17 protein-coding genes and 1 riboswitch are annotated in these 19,632 nt (G+C 73.4%); of the genes, 3 read left to right on the top strand and 14 right to left on the bottom strand.

The window, feature by feature from the left end; all coding sequences use genetic code 11:
- Nucleotides 1-274 precede the first annotated feature (274 nt).
- The 3 genes from ACCP09_RS29755 to ACCP09_RS29745 form a co-directional block, all read right to left on the bottom strand.
- Nucleotides 275-484, bottom strand: coding sequence for a DUF2945 domain-containing protein (locus ACCP09_RS29755; RefSeq protein WP_027930852.1), 210 nt, complete (start codon nucleotides 482-484; stop codon nucleotides 275-277).
- Nucleotides 485-563: 79 nt separating this feature from the next.
- A complete protein-coding gene (locus ACCP09_RS29750; protein WP_017981869.1) occupies nucleotides 564-737 on the bottom strand; it encodes a hypothetical protein in 174 nt (57 codons plus the stop codon).
- Between the two features lie 30 nt (nucleotides 738-767).
- Entirely contained in the window at nucleotides 768-1,547 is a 780-nt protein-coding gene (locus ACCP09_RS29745) for an Fpg/Nei family DNA glycosylase (protein WP_433751939.1), read from the bottom strand.
- Nucleotides 1,548-1,632: 85 nt separating this feature from the next.
- Between ACCP09_RS29745 and ACCP09_RS29740 the strand changes: the two genes are divergently transcribed.
- Nucleotides 1,633-2,013, top strand: coding sequence for a nitroreductase family deazaflavin-dependent oxidoreductase (locus tag ACCP09_RS29740; RefSeq protein ID WP_433751937.1), 381 nt, complete (start codon nucleotides 1,633-1,635; stop codon nucleotides 2,011-2,013).
- Here ACCP09_RS29740 and ACCP09_RS29735 read toward each other — a convergent pair.
- The 3 genes from ACCP09_RS29735 to ACCP09_RS29725 are packed head-to-tail and all read right to left on the bottom strand — an operon-like array spanning nucleotide 2,006 to nucleotide 6,375.
- Nucleotides 2,006-3,046: an LLM class F420-dependent oxidoreductase gene (locus ACCP09_RS29735; RefSeq protein WP_433751935.1), complete on the bottom strand. Its 1,041-nt coding sequence runs from the start codon at nucleotides 3,044-3,046 to the stop codon at nucleotides 2,006-2,008. The genes ACCP09_RS29740 and ACCP09_RS29735 overlap by 8 nt on opposite strands.
- A gap of 45 nt (nucleotides 3,047-3,091) precedes the next feature.
- A complete protein-coding gene (locus ACCP09_RS29730) occupies nucleotides 3,092-4,723 on the bottom strand; it encodes a DUF885 domain-containing protein (protein WP_433751933.1) in 1,632 nt (543 codons plus the stop codon).
- Nucleotides 4,720-6,375: a DUF885 domain-containing protein gene (locus ACCP09_RS29725; RefSeq protein WP_433751931.1), complete on the bottom strand. Its 1,656-nt coding sequence runs from the start codon at nucleotides 6,373-6,375 to the stop codon at nucleotides 4,720-4,722. The genes ACCP09_RS29730 and ACCP09_RS29725 overlap by 4 nt, the downstream gene beginning before the upstream one ends.
- 109 nt (nucleotides 6,376-6,484) lie before the next feature.
- On the opposite strand from ACCP09_RS29725, the gene ACCP09_RS29720 reads away from it, so the two are divergent.
- Nucleotides 6,485-7,510 carry an AsnC family protein gene (locus tag ACCP09_RS29720; protein ID WP_378363273.1) on the top strand — a complete coding sequence of 342 codons (1,026 nt, stop codon included), beginning with the start codon at nucleotides 6,485-6,487 and terminating at the stop codon, nucleotides 7,508-7,510.
- A gap of 1 nt (nucleotide 7,511) precedes the next feature.
- Here the strand turns inward: ACCP09_RS29720 and ACCP09_RS29715 are convergent, their stop codons facing one another.
- On the bottom strand, nucleotides 7,512-8,483 hold the full coding sequence (locus ACCP09_RS29715; protein WP_433751929.1) for a helix-turn-helix transcriptional regulator: 972 nt from the start codon (nucleotides 8,481-8,483) through the stop codon (nucleotides 7,512-7,514).
- A gap of 97 nt (nucleotides 8,484-8,580) precedes the next feature.
- Between ACCP09_RS29715 and ACCP09_RS29710 the strand changes: the two genes are divergently transcribed.
- Nucleotides 8,581-8,976, top strand: a complete 396-nt coding sequence (locus ACCP09_RS29710) for a RidA family protein (RefSeq protein ID WP_433751945.1) — start codon at nucleotides 8,581-8,583, stop codon at nucleotides 8,974-8,976.
- Here ACCP09_RS29710 and ACCP09_RS29705 read toward each other — a convergent pair.
- The 7 genes from ACCP09_RS29705 to ileS form a co-directional block, all read right to left on the bottom strand.
- Entirely contained in the window at nucleotides 8,973-9,899 is a 927-nt protein-coding gene (locus ACCP09_RS29705) for an RluA family pseudouridine synthase (RefSeq protein WP_026153058.1), read from the bottom strand. The genes ACCP09_RS29710 and ACCP09_RS29705 overlap by 4 nt on opposite strands.
- Nucleotides 9,896-10,471: a signal peptidase II gene (gene lspA, locus ACCP09_RS29700; RefSeq protein ID WP_431902173.1), complete on the bottom strand. Its 576-nt coding sequence runs from the start codon at nucleotides 10,469-10,471 to the stop codon at nucleotides 9,896-9,898. Before lspA ends, ACCP09_RS29705 begins: the two co-directional genes overlap by 4 nt.
- A 209-nt stretch (nucleotides 10,472-10,680) precedes the next feature.
- On the bottom strand, nucleotides 10,681-12,003 hold the full coding sequence (locus tag ACCP09_RS29695) for an aminotransferase class V-fold PLP-dependent enzyme (protein ID WP_433751926.1): 1,323 nt from the start codon (nucleotides 12,001-12,003) through the stop codon (nucleotides 10,681-10,683).
- Between the two features lie 34 nt (nucleotides 12,004-12,037).
- Nucleotides 12,038-12,152: riboswitch (SAM riboswitch) on the bottom strand.
- Nucleotides 12,153-12,198: 46 nt separating this feature from the next.
- Nucleotides 12,199-13,677, bottom strand: coding sequence for a potassium/proton antiporter (locus tag ACCP09_RS29690; protein WP_431902169.1), 1,479 nt, complete (start codon nucleotides 13,675-13,677; stop codon nucleotides 12,199-12,201).
- Nucleotides 13,678-13,887: 210 nt separating this feature from the next.
- A complete protein-coding gene (locus tag ACCP09_RS29685) occupies nucleotides 13,888-14,577 on the bottom strand; it encodes an ArsR/SmtB family transcription factor (RefSeq protein WP_027930863.1) in 690 nt (229 codons plus the stop codon).
- A gap of 44 nt (nucleotides 14,578-14,621) precedes the next feature.
- Entirely contained in the window at nucleotides 14,622-16,199 is a 1,578-nt protein-coding gene (locus ACCP09_RS29680; protein ID WP_433751943.1) for a penicillin-binding transpeptidase domain-containing protein, read from the bottom strand.
- 58 nt (nucleotides 16,200-16,257) lie between these two features.
- Complete coding sequence (ileS, locus tag ACCP09_RS29675; RefSeq protein WP_433751923.1) at nucleotides 16,258-19,428, bottom strand: isoleucine--tRNA ligase; 3,171 nt, start codon at nucleotides 19,426-19,428, stop codon at nucleotides 16,258-16,260.
- Between the last annotated feature and the right edge of the window lie 204 nt (nucleotides 19,429-19,632).

Below are 19,632 nucleotides of genomic sequence, written 5' to 3'. Positions count from 1 at the left end.
CATCGCCGCTTCCCGCGGAGAGGGCCGGGGCCGGGCCAGCGCTGCCTGCCCATCAGCCGTCGGCCGGGCGCCGCGGCGCGGCAGGGCAAACAATCGCCGCTTCCCGGTGAGCGCCGGCCGGGCGGTAGGGCCGTCCCGCCGCCGGTTTCGCCGACGACGCGGCGCACTGTGGCCGGCCAGGTGGCCGCGCCGCAGCGCACCGGCCGGGTGTAGATGCTGGCACGGCCGGACGGACTCGGTGCCGGTCCAGAACAGCCGCGCCTCAGTCCGTGCCTCAGTCCGCGGGGTGCAGCTTGTCCGGCTTGTGCACCGCGGTGCGGCCGGTCTTCTCGCTCTTCACCAGGTACTGCGGGGCGTCCTCGGAGGCGCGCACCTGGCGTCCGCCCGCGTGGGTGTCCTCAGTGATCTTCCTCTCCACCGTGCCGACCGAACTCTCGTTGCCGGCGTCCCAGCGGACCCGGTCGCCCTTCTTGAACTCCGCCATCGTCCCGACGCTCCGGCGACCACCACGCGGCGCCGGGCATCCTTCACCCCGGGGCTGCACCCGGCATCACCCCGTGGGGTCAGTCGGGCGGTTCCGGGATCCCCTCCTCCGGCTTGACCTCTTCGGTGTTCGGCGGCTTCTCGACGTCCTCGGTGGGGCCCATGTCCAGGTCGGGGTGCCGGACGTCGGGGAAGTCCGGCGACAGGGGTGGTTCGGGGCTGACCGGCTTCTTCTCGTCGTCCTTGTCGTTCATGGCACCGGCTTACCCCTTTTCCGCGAACTGTCAACCGGCCTGGCACCGCGGGCACCACACGGTGCCGCGCCCGCCGACCCGGCCGTGCTCCAAGACGGTCCCGCATCGCGGGCAGGCCCCCGACGGCTCGTCCCGCCGCCCGGTGAGCCACGTGGTGCGCGGCGGCACCCGCCCGGCCTTCACCGCCGCCCGCAGCACCTTGCGCATCTCCCGGTGCAACCGGTCGGCCGCCGTGCCGTCGAGGTCCGCTGCGCGCACCTGCGGAGCCAGCCGGGCCCGCCACAGGATCTCGTCGGCCAGCAGGTTCCCGAGCCCGGCGAGCACCGCCTGGTCGGTCAGCAGCTGTTTGATCCCGCGACGGCGGCGGAGGAGGACGCGGAACTGCTCCTTCCGCACGTCCAGCGCGTCCGGCCCGGTGTCCGCGAGCAGCCGGTGCAGCTCCGCGTCGTCCGCGAGCAGGCGCAGGCCGTGCAGCTTCCGCATGTCGCGGTAGCGCAGCTCTCCGTCGTCGAAGGCGAAGATCACCCGGTCGTGCCGGTTGCGCTCGTCCAGCTCGGACCACTCCAGCGACCCGGTCATGCCGAAGTGCAGCAGCATCGTGGCGGGACGGCCGTGCACCGGCACGATCAGCCACTTCCCCCGCCGCCGGGGCTCGCCGAAGCGCTGGTGCCGCAACGTCTCCCGCAGCCTGCGCGCGCTCACCCCGCGCAGCACGCCCGCGTCCAGCGTGGTCACGCCGGTGATTCGCTTGCCCACCGCGTGGGCGGCCAGCGTGCGGCGGAAACCTTCGACGTCCGGCAGCTCGGGCACGCCACAGCTTGCCACCCCACGCCGGCGCCTAAACCTGAATTCATCACCTGTTGATTTCCGGCGGGCGAGCGGGCATGCTGATCGCATGGTGCTGTCGAAGAAGGTCGCCCGGTTCAACCGCGTGGCGACCAACCGCGTGCTGGGACCGTTGACGAAGGGGCTCCCGGGGTTCGGGACGATCGTCCACCGGGGCCGCAAGTCCGGGAAGACCTACCGGACACCGGTGAACGTCTTCCGCGCCGGGGACGGCTTCGTCGTGGCCCTCACCTACGGGCCGCAGGCCGACTGGGTCAGGAACGTGCTGGCCGCGAGCGGGTGCGGGATCGAGATGCGGGGCCGGGTCGTGGAAACGACCCGGCCCCGGCTGGTGCACGACGAGAAGCGGACCAGCATGCCGGCCGGCGTCCGCCAGGTCCTGTCGGTCATCGGCGTGACCGACTTCCTGTTCCTCGACCGGGTCAGCTGAGCAGTTCGCGCAGCTCGCTCACCACACCGACGCGGCGCGCGGGGTCGGGTTCGAGGAACGTGACCTGCAGGGTGGTGACCCCGGCCTCGCGCAGGGCGGCCAGCCGCTCCTTGACCTGCCCCTTCGGCCCGACCAGCGAGATCGCCCGCAGCAGCTCGGCGGGCACCGCCGCGGCGGCCTCGTCCTTCTTGCCGTCGAGGTAGAGGTCCTGGATCAGCTTGGCCTCGGCCTCGTAGCCGTACCGGCAGGCCAGCTCGTTGTAGAAGTTCTTGCCGCGGGCGCCCATGCCGCCGACGTAGAGCGCGACCACGGGGCGGACCCAGTCGAGCATGTGGCCGACGTCCTCGCCGATCGCCACCGGCACCCCGACCGCGACGTCCAGCTCACCGAGGGACGGGTCGCGCTTGGCCTTGCCCTCGGCCAGCGCCTCGCCCCACACCTCGGACGCCCGCTCCGGGTGGAAGAAGATCGGCTGCCAGCCCTCGGCGATCTCGGCCGTCAGCGCCACGTTCTTCGGCCCGATCGCCGCGATCTGCACCGGGATCCGCTCGCGCACCGGGTGGTTGATGATCTTCAGCGGCTTGCCGAGGCCGGTGCCCTGGTCGGCGGGCAGCGGGATCTTGTAGTGCTTGCCGTCGTGGACCACGCGCTCGCGGCGCCACACCTGGCGGCAGATCTCCACGATCTCGCGGGTCCGCCCGAGCGGCGCGTCGTAGCGCACCCCGTGGAAGCCTTCCACGACCTGCGGCCCGGACGCGCCGATGCCGAGGATGAACCGGCCGTCGGAGACGAAGTCCAGCCCGGCCGCCGTCATGGCGGTCAGCGTCGGGGTCCGCGTGTAGATCTGCAGGATGCCGGACGCGAGCTGGACACGCTCGGTCTTCGCCGCGACATAGCCGAGCTGGCTGACCGCGTCGAACGAGTAGGCCTCGGGGATGGTGACGACGTCGAGCCCGGCCTTCTCCAGCTCGACGACGTCCCGGACGCTCTCGGCGAACCCGCCGGAGTACGAGATCTGGGTGCCGATCCGCATCGATCCAACCCTTCTAAGCGATCGCTTACCTGATTGCCGAGCACATTACCGGCTGGTAATCCAGTTCGAAACCACCCGGTCGAGGACCGGCAGCGGGAGGATGCCGTGCCCCAGCACCACATCGTGGAAATCCCGGATGTCGAACCGGTCCCCCAGCGCCCGCTCCGCGCCGGCCCGGATCCGCTCGATCTCCAGGCGTCCCGTCATGTAGGACGGCGCCTGGCCGGGGCAGCCCGCGTAGCGGTCGATCTCCTCCTCGATCTCCACCGGCGCCATCGGCGTGTTCTCCCGCAGGTAGTCCACCGCCTGCTGCCGCGACCAGCCCAGTGCGTGCAGACCGGTGTCCACGACCAGCCGCGCGGCGCGCATCGCGTCCTGGGTCAGCATCCCGAACCGCGCCACGTCCCCGGTGTAGAGCCCCATCTCCTCGGCCAGCCGCTCGGCGTAGAGCCCCCAGCCCTCGGTGTAGGCGTTGACCTCGGCGACGCGGCGCAGCAGCGGCAGGTCCAGCTCGAGCGCCAGCGACAGCTGGAAGTGGTGCCCCGGGATGGCCTCGTGGAAGGCGACCGCCTCGCTGACGTGCCGGAACCGTTCTCCGGCGTGGAAGGTGTTGGCGTAGTAGATCCCCGGCCGGGAGCCGTCGAGCGCCGGTTCGACGTAGTAGGCGATGGTGCCCGCGTCGGCGTCGCTCTCCGGCACCGGGCGCACCTCGCAGCGCGCGGACGGGATCGTGCGGAACCACCGGGGCGCCTCGGCTTCCGCCCGCGTGATGGCGGCGCGCGCGGCGGCCAGCAGCTCCTCGCCACTGCCCCACCGCAACGCGGGATCGGTGCGCAGGCGCTCGAAGATCGCGGCCAGGTCGCCGGTGCCGAACACGCGGCGTCCCAGGGTGCGGAACTCCCCGGCGAGGTCGGCGATCAGCGCCAGCCCGATGTCGTGCAGCTCCTGAGCAGTGCGCTCGGTGGTGGTGTGCGCGCGGATCAGCCCGGCGTAGCGCAGCAGGCCGCCCGGCTGCCAGCACAGCCCGGCCTCCTCGGCGGGCCGGGCCCGCGGCCGCAGGTCCTCGGCGAGGAACTCGCGGTAGCGGGCCAGCGCGGGCCGCACGAACCCGGACAGAAGCGCGTCCCGCTCGGCGGCCAGCGTCGCCGAGCGCACGTCGAGCTGGAGCGACGTCAGCTCCGGCGCGGCCAGCATCCGGTCGAAGTAGCCGATCGCCGAGTCCACCAGGAAGTCCGGCGGCACCGGGCCGGCCGCCTGCCGTTCCACCACCTGGTCCACGAAGGCCGGGAACGCGGCGAGCCGGGCCAGGAAACCCCGTGCCCGGGTCTCGTCGGTCAGCTCGACCATCGGCAGGGTCATCAGCAGCAGCTGGAGCGGGGCGGTGAAGGCGTCGCTGACCGCGAACTCGGGCAGCCGCGCGTCGAGGAGGTCGACGGCGGCCCTGGCCTGCTGGATCACCACATCGCGGGTCACCGCCTCCTCGGCGTCCGCGGGCGTGGCCGCTTCCGCGCGGGCCGCCACGTCCAGGTAGGCCGTCCGGTGCCGCTTCTCGGCGCTCGCGGTGAGGTCGGGCAGCCGGTCGTGCGTGCCGGGCAGGCCGAGCACCGACGGGCGCAGCGGGTCGGCCTCGAACAGCAGGCCGGTGAGCTCCTCGGCGAGGGCGTCCACTTCGCTCATGCCTGCGCGATCCAGTCGTCCACGACCGCCGCCAGCACCGACAACGGCAGCGCGCCGCCGCCGAGGACCAGGTCGTGGAAGGCGCGGATGTCGAACCGCTCCCCCAGCGCCTGCTCGGCCCGCGCCCGCACGCGCTGGATCTCCAGGCGCCCCACCATGTACGCCAGCGCCTGGCCGGGGTAGGCGATGTAACGGTCCACTTCGGACTCGATCTCGACCTGCGGCATCGGGGTGTGCTCCCGCAGGTAGTCCACGGCCTGCTGACGGCTCCAGCCCTTGGCGTGCAGACCGGTGTCGACGACCAGGCGGCCGGCGCGCATCGAGTCCATGGTGAGCATCCCGAGCAGCGCGACGTCGTCGGAGTAGAGGCCCATCTCGGCAGCGAGCCGCTCGCTGTAGAGGCCCCAGCCCTCGGCGTAGGCGTTGAAGTCGCCGATCCGGCGCAGCAGCGGCAGGTCGGTGAGCGTGAGCGCGGTGGAGAGCTGGAAGTGGTGGCCGGGGATGGCCTCGTGGAAGGCGGTCACCTCGGCGGCGTGCCGGAACCGCTCGGTCACCTCGTGGGTGTTGGCGAAGTAGATGCCCGGCCGCGACCCGTCGACCGACGGTTGCAGGTAGAACGCCGCCGGGCCGCCGGGCGCCTCGGCCGCGGGCACCGGCTCCACGACCCACTTGTGCGGCGGGATGCGGCCGAACCAGCGCGGCGCGGCCTCCTCGGCGCGGCTGATCGCCGACCGGGCGGTGTCGAGCAGTTCCTCGGCGCTGCGCCAGCGCAGCTGCGGATCGGTGCGCAGCCGCCGGAAGATCTCGGCGAGGTCGTCGGTGCCGAACACGCGCGAGCCGATCTCGCGGTACTCGGCGGCCAGCTCGCCGATGATGCGCAGGCCGGTCTCGTGCAGCTCGTCCGGCGTGCGGTCGGTGGTGGTGTGCGTGCGGGCCAGCGAGGCGTAGATGCGCTCGCCGTCGGGCAGCCAGCACACGCCGGGCTTCTCCGGCGGGCGCCCGTGCGGCGCGATGTCGGTGGCGAGCGCGTCCCGGTAGGCGGCGAACGCGGGCCGCACCACCTCGGCCAGCACCCGTTCGCGTTCGGCGGCGAACTCCTCGCTCGGCGCGGGCTGGCGCAGCAGCGGGTCGGAGTCCGGCGCGGCCAGGTAGCGGTCCAGGTGCGCGATCGCGGCGCGCACCAGGTGCTCGACCGGCACCCGCCCGGCCGCGACGCCTGCCCGGTGCCGGTCCGCGGCCTGCTCCAGGTACCGCGGGATCGCGGCGAGCCGTCCGAGGTGGCGGCGGCCCTGCTCGTCGTCCGGCAGGCCGACCATCGGCAGGATCGTCAGCAGGCTGACCGCGGGGGCCACGAAGATGTCGCTGATCGTGAACTCGACCAGGTGGCTGTCCAGCCGGTCCAGGTTGCCGCGGGCCTGGCTGAGCAGCACGTCGCGGGTCACCCGGTCCTCCGCGCCGAGCCCGGCCGGGTCGATCTCCTCGGCGCGCCGGACGAACCCCTCGAGCCGTTCGCGGTAGGCGGCCTCGGCCTCCTCGCTCAGGTCGCCGAGCCCGTCCCGGTCGGACTCCAGCCCCAGCACCGCGGGCCACAACGGCTCCGCGTCGAACAGGGCGTCCACGAACTCGTCGGCGAGCTTCACGACCTCGGTCATCCATCCATCCCAGCTTCGTCGGGTAAGCGTGCCGCCAGCCTAGAACCTCCGGGCGCCGCGCCGGGGTGAACGACCGGGCCGGGAAGGTCAGCGGGTAGCGTTTCCGGACGTGGCCGTGACCGATCCCGCCGATGCCCGCCTGCTCGCCGCACTGGCCGAACTGGGCAAGGTGGCCGTGCACGAGCTCGCGGCGCGCGTCGGCATGGACCCGCGCGAGGTGGCCTACCGGCTGGTCGCCCTGTCCGGCAGCGGGCTGCCGCTCCTGGTCGGCGTGGAGAGCGACCCGCAGGGCCTGCGTGCGGCGCTCGCCGGCGCGTTCCCGCCCGCGCAGCCGCAGACGCCGAACCCGGGGCCCTACCACGCGCCGCCTTCCGGTGCGGTGCCGTTCGCGCCGTCCGGTGCGACGCCGGGATACGCGCCGTCCGGGGCCGTGCCCGGTTACCCGCCGCCCGCGCAGCCGCCGCAGGCCGCGCCGCCCGGGTACCCGCCGCCGGCCCGGCCCGGTGGGGGCTACCCGCCCGCCGACCCTGGTCGGGGTCTGCCCTCCGGGCCGTACCAGGTCCAGCAGGGTGTCGCGTCGGGGCCGTACCAGGTCGCGGGGGTGGCGTCCGGGCCGTATCCGGCGCCGCTGGACCCGGTGATCAGCACGTGGGGTCCCCCGCAGACCGCGTCGTGGGCGCGGGGCGACCAGCGGCCCGCGCCGCCGGCGGGCCCGCGGACCGGGAAGATCGGCGACAGCCTGGCCGGGCAGGGTCTCGAAGGCGAGCAGCTCACCGTGCAGCTGCTCGAGGTGCAGGACCCGGCGGACTACCTGTTCGGCGCGGCCGGGTACCGGCTCGAACCGGGCGAGCGGGCCGTCGTGGTGCACACCGAGGTCACCAACAAGGGCCCGATCCCGTTCGTGTCGCTGCCGGACAACTACCTGGAACTGCTCACCGCCGACGGCAAGCCGGTCGCGAAGGCGCCGGTGTCGCTGACGTCGCGGCCGCCGCACAAGATCGGGGTCCAGCCCGGCGAGACGGCGGGCGGCCACACGGTGTACGTGCTGCCCGAGAGCACCCGGGTGGTGGCGGTGCGCTGGAGCCCCCGCCCCGAGCCGGACGAGCGCTCCCTGACCTGGTCCCTGGAGGACTAGGTCAGGGAGAGCCGTAGCGGGCAGCGATCGCCGCGGCCCGGTCACGCAGGGCGGCGCGCAACCACCGCGGCGCCAGCGCCTCCCCGTCCGTCCCGAGCTGCCACAACGCCCACTCCGCGTGCCGGGCATCCTGGAAGACGACCTCCAGCCGCAGCAGTCCGTCCGGCTCGGCTTCTTCCGCCTGGACGGCCACCGCGGTCCGCACCAGCTCCTCTCGCCGCGCCGGGTCCACCCTGACCACGACCGTGACCTGGTCGTCCCCCGCCCGGAAACGCGCGCTGCGGTCCCGCCACGCCCGGTCCAGGTCGGCCCGGTCCGGCCGGTTCGCGGGTTCGGCGAGTTCCTCCGCGGCCTGGATCCGGGACAGCCGGTAGGTGCGGTCGGCGCCGGAGCGGGTGGCCAGCAGGTAGCCCTGGCCGCGCACGGTGACCAGGCCGATCGGGTCCACGGTGCGCCACTTCGGGCTCTGGTCCGCGGCCGCGTAGTGGATGCGCAGCTTGTGCCCCGCGAACACCGCCCGGCGGACCTCGGCCACGACGGCTCCGGGCACCTCCTCGTCGGCGACCCGGCGGGCGAGCAGGTCGGTCTCCGGGTCGATCAGCAACCGCTCCGCCGCGCCGGCCGCGATCTCGCGATGACCTTCCGGGAGCGCGTCGACCACCTTGAGCATGGCGGAGGCGAGCGCCGAGCCGAGGCCGAACGCCTGCGCGCCGCGCCGCGACCCGGCGATCAGCAGGGCGAGGGCCTCGTCGTGGTTCAGCCCGGTCAGTTCGGTCCGGAACCCGGGCAGCAACGCGAAACCGCCGTGCCTGCCGCGTTCGGCGTAGACCGGGACACCGGCGGCGGACAGCGCCTCGACATCCCGCAGCACCGTCCGGGTGGACACCTCCAGCTCGCGGGCCAGCGCGGTCGCGGACAGCCGGCCGTGCCGGCGCAGCAACAGCACCAGCGAGACCAGGCGGTCGGCGCGCATTCCGCGAACTCTAGCGAAATACGCGACACAGGATGTCGTGATTCGCTGCCAGGCTTCGTCCCGTAACAGCACTGATCCGAAGGGAGCTGATGTGGGAGTGGAGCGCACCGCGGTCGACCCGTGGACGTGGTCGGCGGAGCTGGGGTACCACCAGGGTGAACTGGTCGCCGGGCACACCCGGACCCTGTTCTGCGCCGGGCAGACCGCGATGAGCGGCGACGGAAAACCCCAGCACGCCGGGGACATGGCGAAGCAACTGGCGCTGAGCCTGGACAACCTGGAGGCCGTGCTCGCCGAGGCCGGCATGTCGCTGGCGAACCTCGTCCGGCTCAACGTCTACACCACCGACGTCGATCAGCTGTTCCCGCACTACGGCGTGCTCGCGGCGCGGCTGGGCGCGGCCGGCGTCGCCCCGCCCACCACGATGCTCGGCGTGACGCGGCTCGCGGTACCCGAGCTGATGGTCGAACTCGAAGGGACCGCGGTCGCCTAGTTCTCCGCGCGCAGCACTTCCAGCGCGTGCGCCAGATCGTCCGGGTAGGGCGACTCGAACTGGACCCACCGGCCGTCCGCGGGGTGGGCGAACCCGAGGGTGCGGGCGTGCAGCCACTGCCGGGTCAGGCCGAGCTTGCGGGCCAGCACCGGGTCCGCGCCGTAGGTGAGGTCGCCCGCGCACGGGTGCCGCAGCGCCGAGAAGTGCACGCGGATCTGGTGGGTGCGCCCGGTTTCCAGTTTGACGTCCACCAGCGACGCCGCGCGGAAGGCCTCGATCACCTCGTAGTGCGTCACCGACGGCCGGCCGCCCGCGACCACGGCGAACTTGTAGTCGTGCCGCGGGTGCCGGTCGATCGGGGCGTCGATCGTGCCGCGCGTCGGGTCCGGGTGGCCCTGCACGACGGCGTGGTAGCCCTTGTCGACGGTGCGTTCCTTGAACGCCCGCTTCAGGACGGTGTACGCGTGCTCGCTCTTCGCCACCACCATCACGCCCGTGGTGCCCGCGTCGAGGCGGTGCACGACGCCCTGGCGCTCCGCCGCGCCGGAGGTCGAGATGCGCAGCCCGGCCGCGGCGAGCCCGCCGACGACCGTGGGCCCGGTCCAGCCGGGGCTCGGGTGCACGGCGACGCCCACCGGCTTGGACACGACCACGATGTCGTCGTCGTCGTGGAGGATGCGCAGGCCGTCGACCGGTTCGGCGACCACCTCGACCGGGTTGTCCGGGTCGGGCAGGGTCACCTCGAGCAGCACACCGGCGGAGAGCCGGTCGGACTTGCCTGCCGGGCGGCCGTCGAGCAGGACGTCGCCGGACTCGGCCAGCTCCGCGACGACCGTGCGGGACAGCCCGAGCAGCTTCGCCAGCCCGGCGTCGACGCGCATGCCGTCGAGCCCGTCCGGGACGGGCAGCATCCGGGCGCTCAACGCTTGGCCCTCTTGACCGTGCCGTCGTACTCGCGGCCGAGCAGGGACAGCAGCACGATCAGCACGCCGCCGACGCAGATCGCCGAGTCGGCCACGTTGAAGACCGGCCACACGTCCCCGTTGGGCGCGAACAACGACACGAAGTCGACGACGTGGCCGCGCAGCACGCCGGGCGCGCGGAAGACGCGGTCGGCCAGGTTGCCGAGCGCGCCGGCGAGGATGAGCCCCAGGCCGATCGCCCAGCCCGCCGACCGCAGCCGCTTGGCGAACCAGATGAGCGCGATCACCACCCCGAACGCGACGATCGCGAACACCCAGGTCATGCCCGTGACGCCCATGCCGAAGGCCGCGAACGGGTTGCGGATCAGCTGCAGGTAGACGAGCCCGCCGAGGACCCGGACCGGCTCGTGCCCCTCCAGGGTCGCCACGACGACCGACTTGGTCACGACGTCCGCCACGAACACGACGATCGCGATCACGGCCAGCAGCAGGGCGCGCCGCTTGGGCGGGGCGGCCTGCTGCTCGTCCGGCACGGTGTCCGGTTCCGGGGAGGGCTGGGGGTCACTGCTCACCCCGCCATTGTCCACGCCTGCCGCGACCGCCCCGGCGCAGGCCGGGAAACCCGGTCAGCGCGCTGCCTAGCCACGCGAGGCCGGGCGGGCGAAGGCCACCGCGAGCCGGGGGCCTGCCTCCCGCACCACCGCGCACGCCGGACTCCCAGCGGCCGCGCGCTCCCTGCCCGCGGCGGCGGTCGCACCGATTTCCCGCAGCCGCCCGCCGCTCAGCGCAGGAAGTCCGGCAGCGGCCGCGGGTCCGGGCACGGCGCCCACCGGCCGTCGACCACGCCGTACGTCCACCGCGCGCCCCGCGCGACGATCTGCCGCAACGCGGTCACCAGCCGGTCGACGTGCTCGGTCGTGGTGCCGAGGCCGAGGCTCACCCGCAGCGCCTGCTGGCCCTCCCCGCCGTTGCGCTCCACCAGCCGCCGCACCGCGATGTGCGCGCAGAACGCGCCGTCGCGGACGCCGATGCCGTACTCGGCCGACAGGACCGCCGCCACCCAGCCCGGCTCGAACCCGTCGAGCACGAAGCTCACCGTGCCGACCCGCTCCGCCGCGCCGTCGAACAGGCGCAGCTCCGCCAGCCCCGGCACCGCGGCGAGACCCCGCGTCAGCCGCTCCAGCAGCTCCCGCTCGTGCGCGGCCACCGCGTCCCACGACGCCGCCAGCTGCTCGCACGCCACGCCCAGCGCGTACACGCCGACGGTGTTGGGCGAACCGGCCTCGTGCCGCTCCACCCCGCTCTGCCACGCCACCCCGAGGCCGTCGCCGTCGCGGCGCACCAGCTTCGTGGCCCCGCCACCGGCCAGGTACGGGTCCGCCGCGCGCAGCCAGTCGCCGCGCCCGATCAGCGCGCCCGCGCCGAACGGCGCGTACAGCTTGTGCCCGGACAGCACCACGTAGTCGACGTCCAGCTCACGCACCGAGATCGGCCGGTGCGGGGCGAGCTGGGCGCCGTCCAGCGCGACGCGCGCGCCGTGCCGGCGGGCCACCGCCGCGATCTCCGCCACCGGCAGCAGTTCCCCGGTCACGTTCGACGCACCGGTGACGACCACCAGCCGCGGCCCCTCCGGGCACTCCGCCAGGGCACTGTCCACAGCGGACACCGCGGCCAGCCGCGTGTTCGGCAGCGGGATCCGGCGCACGTTCGGGCCGCGCCAGGGCAGCAGCGCGGCGTGGTGCTCGGTGTCGAACAGGACCACCGACGTGTGCCGCGGCACGCTGCGGGCCAGCAGGTTGAGCGCGTCGGTGGTGTTGCGGGTGAACACGACCGCGTCCGAGCGCCGGGCGCCGACGAACCGGCGCAGCACGTCCCGGGTGCGCTCGTAGACCTTTGTGGACACCTGCGAGGCGAACCCGGCCCCGCGGTGCACGCTCGCGTAGTGCGGCAGGAACTCGTCCACCGCGCGGCGCACGGCCTCCAGGCACGGGGCGCTGGCCGCGTGGTCGAGGTTGGCGTAGTCCAGCTCCCCGCCGGTGACCAGCGGGACGGCCGCGGCGGCGGTGACGGCGGGGGTGGTGACGCGTTCGAGAGCGAGAGTCATCGAAAGGCTCCTCGGGTCCAGGGACCCGCCAGGGGGTCCGCGCTTGCCCGCCGCACCTCGCGACGAGCCAGGTCCTCACCCGGGGCACCCCACCGCGGAAGGAGGGTTGCCGGCCAGCGAGCCGGGGCTTGGCGCTGGCACTCATGACCTACGCGGACACAGTAACCGATCGCCCCCGCCGCGCGCCAGCGGGTCTCAGGTGCCGGACTCGCCCTTCCAGCGCGCCAGCGGACCGGCCCGGTCCACCGCGCGGATGCGCCGCTCGGCGGCCTCCCGCGCGGACTCGGTGCTCACGATCAGGATCTGGTCGCCACGCTGCAGCCGGTCGGTGCGCTGCGGGGTGAAGCTGCGGCCGTCGCGGACGATCAGGCTCAGCGACGCCCCGGCGGGCAGCCGCAGCTCCGACAGGTACACGCCGTGCAGGTGCGAGCCGGGCTGGATCTTGACCTGGAGCAGCTCGGCCTGCAGCTCGTCCAGCGGCGCGGCGTCGACCTCGATCTCCTTCGGCTCGGTGTCCGCCTTCAGCCGCAGCACCCGGGCCAGCGGGCCGAGCGTGAGGCCCTGCACCAGGGTGAGCACGATCACCAGCACGAATACCGCGTCCACGAGCCGTTGCGCGCCGGGCATCGCGTGGGAGAGCGGGATCATCGCCAGCACGATCGGCACCGCGCCGCGCAACCCCGCCCAGGACAGGAACACCTGCTCGCGCAGCGGCACCTTGAACGGCAGCTGCGACACCAGCACCGACACCGGTCGCGCGAACACCAGCACCACCGCGGCGGCGATCAGGCCCGGCACGATCGACTCCAGCAGCCGTTCGGGCGAGGCGAACAGGCCCAGCAGCACGAACAACCCGATCTGGGCGAGCCAGCCGAGCCCCTCGGCGAAGGACAGCGTGTCCGAGCGGTGCGGCAGCCGGGAATTGCCCAGCACGACCGCCGCGACGTACGTGGCGAGCAGGCCGGAGGCGTGCAGCAGCTGCCCGGACGAGTAGGCCACCACGCACACCGCGACCGTCGCGAGTGGATAGAGGCCGGTGGCGGGCAGCGCGGCGCGGCGCAGCGCCCACGCCCCGGCCAGGCCGAGCAGCAGCCCGAGGACGAGGCCCGCGCCGAGTTCGTAGACCACCAGCAGCGGCAGCGACCAGTCGATCCGGGTCCCCTCGGCCAGCACCACGACCGCGATGTAGGCGGGGGCGTCGTTGATCCCGGACTCCAGTTCCAGCGCCCCGACGATCCGCCGGGGCACGCCGACGCCGCGCAGCACGGAGAACACCGCGGCCGAGTCGGTGGAGGACAGCACCGCGCCCCACAGCAGCGCCATCCGCCAGTCCAGGCCGAGCAGCCAGTGCAGGGCGGGCCCCGTGATCGCGATGCTCAGCCCGACCGCCACTGTGGACAGTGCCACTCCCTGCCCCAGCGCGGGTTTCACCGCCGACCACCGGGTGGTCAGCCCGCCCTCGGCGAGGATCATGACCAGCGCGGCCAGGCCGAGCGCCTGGGTGAGGAACGGGTCGGAGAACTGGATGCCGAACCCGGCTTCGCCGAGCAGCACGCCGATCACGAGGTAGAGCAGCAGCGACGGCAGGCCGAGGCGGGTGGAGAAGCGGACCGCGAGCACGGCGGCGAGCAGGACGGCCGAGCCCAGCCCCAGCACGACCGGCAGCTCGCCCACCCGCACCTCCCCTGCCCGGTTTGTCAGGCATTCAGGATAAGGAGGCGGGGTGGCCTGCCGCGCCCCGGTGGGTCCCGCAGCAGCTCGACGGGCTGTCGCGCCCGCGTTTCCCTTGCCCGGCAACATGGACGCGGGCGGGTGGGTTCGACGGCAGGTGCGCACACGATGACGACGAGTGGCCAGTGCAAGCCCCGCAGGAGCACCCAAGCGTCAGGCCGCCCCGGGGCGGTCGGCGGGCAGCTGCGCGCCCAGGAGCGCGAGCGGCTCCCCGGCGGCCTCGGTCACCACCACCGCCCGGTCGGGCCGCCGCACGAACCAGCCCGCCTCCACCCCGCGCTCGAACAGCGCCGCCGGGAGCGCGCCGCCCAGGTGATCGCGGCGCTCGGTCCAGTCCAGGCACGCCCGCAGCAACGGGCGCCGCCCGGCCGGGATCGTCACCCCCAGCTCGCCGAGCACCGAACGACCGCGCTCGGTCAGCGCGAGGCCGTCCCCGTCGGACACCAGTCCCGTCCGGATCATGCCGTCACGCAGGGCCACGCCCACCGTGCCGGCCAGGTGGTCGTAGCAGGTGCGCGCGAACGCCAGCCGCCGCACGCGCAGGGACTCGCGCAAGCCCGAGGCGGACCGGTGCCCGGCGTGCTGCGCCAGGTGCTCGATCAGCTCGGCCACCCGCGGGTCGGCGATCCGCACGTAGGCGTGCCGCCCCTGTTTCACCCCCGCCACGAACCCCGCCTCCTTCAGGCGGCTGACGTGTTCGCTCGCCGTCGACGGCGCGATCCCCGCCGTACGGGCCAGCTCCCCGACGGTCCACGCCCGCCCGTCGAGCAGGGCGAGGCACATGGCCGCCCGGCTCGGGTCGGCGAGCACCGCGGCCACCTCGGCCAGTGCGATCGTCTCCACACCCGCCACGCTAGTGGCCGCGCGTTTCGGCCGCGGCCGAAACGTCAGCTCAGCGCGCCGAGGAAGGCCGAGGACACCGTGACGGCGGGCTTGGAGGAGTCCGACCCGAGCAGCAGCACCGCGAACGCCACGTCGTCGCGGTACCCGGCGAACCACCCGTTCGCCTGGCTGCCGTCGCCGAACTGCGCCGTGCCGGTCTTGCCGTACACGACACCGTCGCCGCGCAGCCCGGTCGCGGTGCCGCCGGTGACGACCTCGCGCATCATCGTCCGCAGCGCGGCGATCACCTCCACCGACGGCGCCCGGTAGCCGGTGTTCACCGACGTCGCCAGCTCCTGCCACAGCCGCGGCGTCACCTCGTCGCCGCGGGCGACGGTGGCCGCCATCAGGGCCAGTCCGAACGGGCTCGCCTGCACGGTGCCCTGCCCGATCGCGGACTCGACCTGCTCGGCGCCGCTGGTGGTGGGGACCACCTTGCCCGCCTCGGTGGTGATGCCCGGGATGGTGAAGTCGGCGTTGAGGCCGAACCCGCTGGCCGCGTCGGCCAGCGCGTCCGGCGGCAACGTCGAGGCGAGCTGCGCGAACGTGGTGTTGCACGAGTGCGCGAACGCCGAGTGCAGCGGCAGCGGCGGGTAGGAGAACTGGTCGTCGTTGGGGATCGTGCGCTGGCCGATGCGCGCGGTGGCCGGGCAGTCGGCGATCGTGTCCGCGGTGGCCGCGCCCGACTCCAGCAGCGCCGCCGCGGTGGCGATCTTGAAGGTCGACCCCGGCGCGTACAGGCCGTTCAGCGCCTTCGGCTCGGCCCCGGCCGCCGCGTTCTGCGCCACCGCGAGCAGGTCGCCGGTGGAGGGCTGGATCGCCACCAGCATCGCCGGGTACGCCGCCGAGTCGACCGCCCGCTGCGCCGCCGCCTGCGTGGGCAGGCTCAGGGTCGTGGTCAGCGGCGCCACCTCGACGTCGCCCTGGCCGAACAGGGTTTCCTGCACCGCGCCGTCGACATCCGTGCTGACCACCGACCAGCCGCCCTGCGACCGCCCGGACACCGTCCGCTGCAACGCGGGCACCAGCAGCGGCGCCACGCCCGGCTCCGCCGGCTGCGTGCCCGCCGTCTGCCAGGTCAGGACGGGCCTGCCGTTGCGGTCGACCACGGCGTTCTTGCCGACGCGCGTGCGCACCGCCAGCTGCTGACCGGCCCGCAGCTTCGGGTGCACCACCGCGGGGCTCCAGTGCACGAGCCAGCGGCCGCCGGCGGCGACCAGGTCGAGGCTGTTGTCGTAGGACCACACCTGCCCGGCCGCGATCGTCCAGCTGACCTGGAACGTCGCGGTGGCCCGGGTGGCGGCGGGCGTGACCTGGCCCAGCCGCGCCGAAACGGACACCGGGGCCAGGCCGCGGCGGGCGTCGGCGAGCAGCACGCTCGCCGCGCGCGGGTCGTCGGTCAGCGCCGCCGCCGCGTCGGCGTTGCCCTCGGCGAAGGCGAGCAGGAACCGTGAAGCCACGGTGCCCGGGTCCTCGGCGCCGGAGCCGCTGGCCTGGGGCTTGTCCGGCGAGGACCCGCCCCACACGACGACAACGGCCGCCACGACGATCGCGACGACCGCTGCCGCGCCACCCGCCAGCACCCACCCGCGCCAAGTCACCGGCGAAACCCCCTGTTGGTGTTTCCCGGTCTGTCGGTGATCAGGAGGCCTTCGTTACCGACACGGTGATCTTGTCGCCGTCGCCGACCGCGCCCCCAAAACCGCCGTCCACCTGCCCGTAGGACACCGAGTTCGCCAGGGTCTCGCCCGCCACGAACTCCTCGTGGGCCTTGGCCGCGGCGACCACGTCCGCCGGCGCGTCGACGGTGAGCGCGATCCGGTCGGCCACGTCGAGCCCGGCGTCACGGCGCGCCTGCTGCACGACGCGGACCAGGTCGCGCGCCACGCCCTCGGCGGCCAGCTCCGGGGTCACCGCGGTGTCCAGCTGCACCAGGCCGGAGCCGCCGGGCAGCTCCGCGGTGGCGCCCTCCTCCTTGGCGACCAGGCGCCGCTCGTACTCGCCCTCGGCCAGTTCGATGCCGGCGGCCACCACGGCCCCGAACGGCGAGGTGGTCCAGTCGCCCGCCTTGACGGCCTTGATCACCTTCTGCACGTCCCGGCCGAGGCGTGGCCCGGCGGCGCGGGCGTTGACCGCGACCTCGAACCGGCCGTGCGCGGCGACGTCCGTGCTGAGCTCGACCGACTTGACGTTGACCTCGTCGGCGATGATGTCGGTGAAGTCCGCGAGCGCCTCCGCGTCGTCGGCCGCGATCAGCATCTTCGCCAGCGGCAACCGCACGCGCAGCTTGTTCGCCTTCCGCAACGACAGTGCCGACGAGCACACCTGGCGCACCCGGTCCATCGCCGTCACCAGCGCCGCGTCGGCGGGCAGCTCGTCGACCAGCGGCCAGTCCTGCAGGTGCACCGACCGGCCGCCGGTGAGCCCGCGCCACACCACCTCGGTGGTCAGCGGCAGCAGCGGGGCCATCGTCCGCGACACGACCTCCAGCACCGTGTGCAGCGTGTCGATCGCGTCCTTGTCACCGGCCCAGAACCGCTCGCGCGACCGGCGCACGTACCAGTTCGTCAGCACTTCCAGGAAGTCCCGCGCGGTGGCGCAGGCGCCCGCGACGTCGCAGATGTCCAAAGCGGACTGCACGTCGGTGACCAGCTCACCGGTCTTGGCCAGGATGTAGCGGTCCAGCACGTGCGTGGAGTCCGTGCGCCACCGGCCTTCCACGCCCTCGGCGTTGGCGTAGAGCGCGAGGAAGTAGTAGGAGTTCCACAGCGGCAGCACGGCCTGGCGCACCGCGTCGCGGATGCCCTTCTCGGTGACGATCAGGTTGCCGCCGCGCAGGATCGGGCTGGCCATCAGGTACCAGCGCATCGCGTCGGAGCCGTCCCGGTCGAACACCTCGGTCACGTCCGGGTAGTTGCGCAGCGACTTCGACATCTTCTGCCCGTCGGAGCCGAGCACGATGCCGTGCGAGACGCAGGTGCGGAACGACGGCCGGTCGAACAGCGCCGTCGCGAGCACGTGCAGCGTGTAGAACCAGCCGCGCGTCTGCCCGATGTACTCGACGATGAAGTCACCCGGGTAGTGGTGCTCGAACCACTCGGCGTTCTCGAACGGGTAGTGCACCTGCGCGTAGGGCATCGAACCCGAGTCGAACCACACGTCCAGCACCTCGGGCACCCGGCGCATCGTGGACTTCCCGGTCGGGTCGTCCGGGTTGGGCCGGGTCAGCTGGTCGATGTGCGGGCGGTGCAGGTCGGTGGGCCGCACGCCGAAGTCGCGCTCCAGCTCGTCCAGCGAGCCGTACACGTCGATCCGCGGGTACGCCGGGTCGTCGGACATCCACACCGGGATCGGCGTGCCCCAGTAGCGGTTGCGGGAGATCGACCAGTCGCGCGCGTTCTCCAGCCACTTGCCGAACTGGCCGTCCTTGACGTGCTCGGGGTACCAGGTGATCTGCTGGTTCAGCTCGACCATGCGGTCCTTGAACGCGGTCACCTTGACGAACCACGACGAGACCGCGCGGTAGATCAGCGGGTTCCGGCAGCGCCAGCAGTGCGGGTAGGAGTGCTCGTAGGTCTCGTGCCGCAGCAGCACCGCGCCCTGCCGGGCCGCGGAACCGGTGCCGTACTTGAGGTCCTTGATGATGTCCGGGTTGGCGTCGAAGACCTGCTGGCCCTCGTAGTCCGGCACGGTCGAGTCGAAGCGGCCGCGCGCGTCGACCGGGGTGACCGGCGTGATGCCCGCGGCGTCGCCGGCGGCCTTGTCGTCCTCACCGTAGGCCGGGGCCATGTGCACGATGCCGGTGCCGTCGTCGGTGGTGACGAAGTCCGCCAGCAGCACCTGGTGCGAGTTCTCGTTGCCGAGGAAGTACGGGAACGGCGGCGCGTACTTCACGCCGGCCAGGTCGGCGCCCCGGTACCGGGCCACCACGGCCGGCTCCTCGCCGAGTTCCTTGGCGTAGGCGGCGACGCGCGGCTCGGCGAGCAGGAACCGCTTCCCGTCCCGCTCGACCACGACGTAGTCCACGTCCGGGTGCACCGCGACCGCCTGGTTCGACGGCAGGGTCCACGGCGTGGTGGTCCAGATCAGCAGGTAGGTGCCGTCCAGGTCGGTGCCGTTGCCCTCGGCGCGGAACCCGACGGTCAGCGCCGGGTCCTGGCGGCTGGCGTAGACGTCGTCGTCCATCCGCAGCTCATGGTTGGACAGCGGGGTCTCGTCGCGCCAGCAGTAGGGCAGCACGCGGTAGCCCTCGTAGACCAGGCCCTTGTCCCACAGCTGCTTGAACGCCCAGATCACCGACTCCATGAAGGTGACGTCGAGCGTCTTGTAGTCGTGGTCGAAGTCGACCCAGCGGGCCTGGCGGGTGACGTACTCGCGCCACTCGTTCGTGTAGCGCAGGACTGACTCGCGGCACGCGTCGTTGAACGCGGCGATGCCCATCTCGTCGATCTGCGACTTGTCGGTGATCCCGAGCTGCCGCTCGGCCTCCAGCTCCGCGGGCAGGCCGTGGGTGTCCCAGCCGAAGCGGCGCTCGACGCGGCGGCCGCGCATGGTCTGGTACCGCGGCACGATGTCCTTGACGTAACCGGTCAGGAGGTGACCGTAGTGCGGCAGGCCGTTGGCGAACGGCGGGCCGTCGTAGAAGACGTACTCGTTGCTGCCGTTCGTCCCCGGTTCGCGCGCGTCGATGGTGGCCTGGAAGGTCCGGTCGGACTCCCAGTAGGCCAGCACGCTGGTCTCCAGCGCCGGGAAGGACGGCTGGGACGGGACCTGGCCTGCCGGCCCGTCGCCGAGCTGAGCCTTCGGGTACATCGGTGCGCTCCTCGCGGGTGCTCGTCGCTCTCGTGGCGGATCCGCCGGGGATCCAGCACGGGGACGAAAAGGCGCCACCTGAGCGCCGCTTCCGCGGTACCACCCCGTTTGCCCGCTCACCGAGCGGGCCCCTTCGTTGACGGCTGTGACGGGCCGCACCCGTCCGGTTCTACTGAGGACCACCTGGTCCCGTTCTTCCGGAGG

This window comes from Amycolatopsis sp. 3B14, from assembly GCF_050958625.1.
Taxonomy (GTDB): domain Bacteria; phylum Actinomycetota; class Actinomycetes; order Mycobacteriales; family Pseudonocardiaceae; genus Amycolatopsis_E; species Amycolatopsis_E thermoflava.
This window is presented reverse-complemented; position numbering and strand designations above follow the sequence as displayed.

Coding starts and splice junctions, on each gene's coding strand:
- ACCP09_RS29740 (WP_433751937.1), top strand. CDS start 1,633: ATGGTGCTGTCGAAGAAGGTCGCCCGGTTCAACCGCGTGGCGACCAAC.
- ACCP09_RS29715 (WP_433751929.1), bottom strand. CDS start 8,483: ATGCGCGCCGACCGCCTGGTCTCGCTGGTGCTGTTGCTGCGCCGGCAC.
- ACCP09_RS29755 (WP_027930852.1), bottom strand. CDS start 484: ATGGCGGAGTTCAAGAAGGGCGACCGGGTCCGCTGGGACGCCGGCAAC.
- ileS (WP_433751923.1), bottom strand. CDS start 19,428: ATGTACCCGAAGGCTCAGCTCGGCGACGGGCCGGCAGGCCAGGTCCCG.
- ACCP09_RS29695 (WP_433751926.1), bottom strand. CDS start 12,003: ATGACTCTCGCTCTCGAACGCGTCACCACCCCCGCCGTCACCGCCGCC.
- ACCP09_RS29725 (WP_433751931.1), bottom strand. CDS start 6,375: ATGACCGAGGTCGTGAAGCTCGCCGACGAGTTCGTGGACGCCCTGTTC.
- ACCP09_RS29735 (WP_433751935.1), bottom strand. CDS start 3,046: ATGCGGATCGGCACCCAGATCTCGTACTCCGGCGGGTTCGCCGAGAGC.
- ACCP09_RS29750 (WP_017981869.1), bottom strand. CDS start 737: ATGAACGACAAGGACGACGAGAAGAAGCCGGTCAGCCCCGAACCACCC.
- ACCP09_RS29730 (WP_433751933.1), bottom strand. CDS start 4,723: ATGAGCGAAGTGGACGCCCTCGCCGAGGAGCTCACCGGCCTGCTGTTC.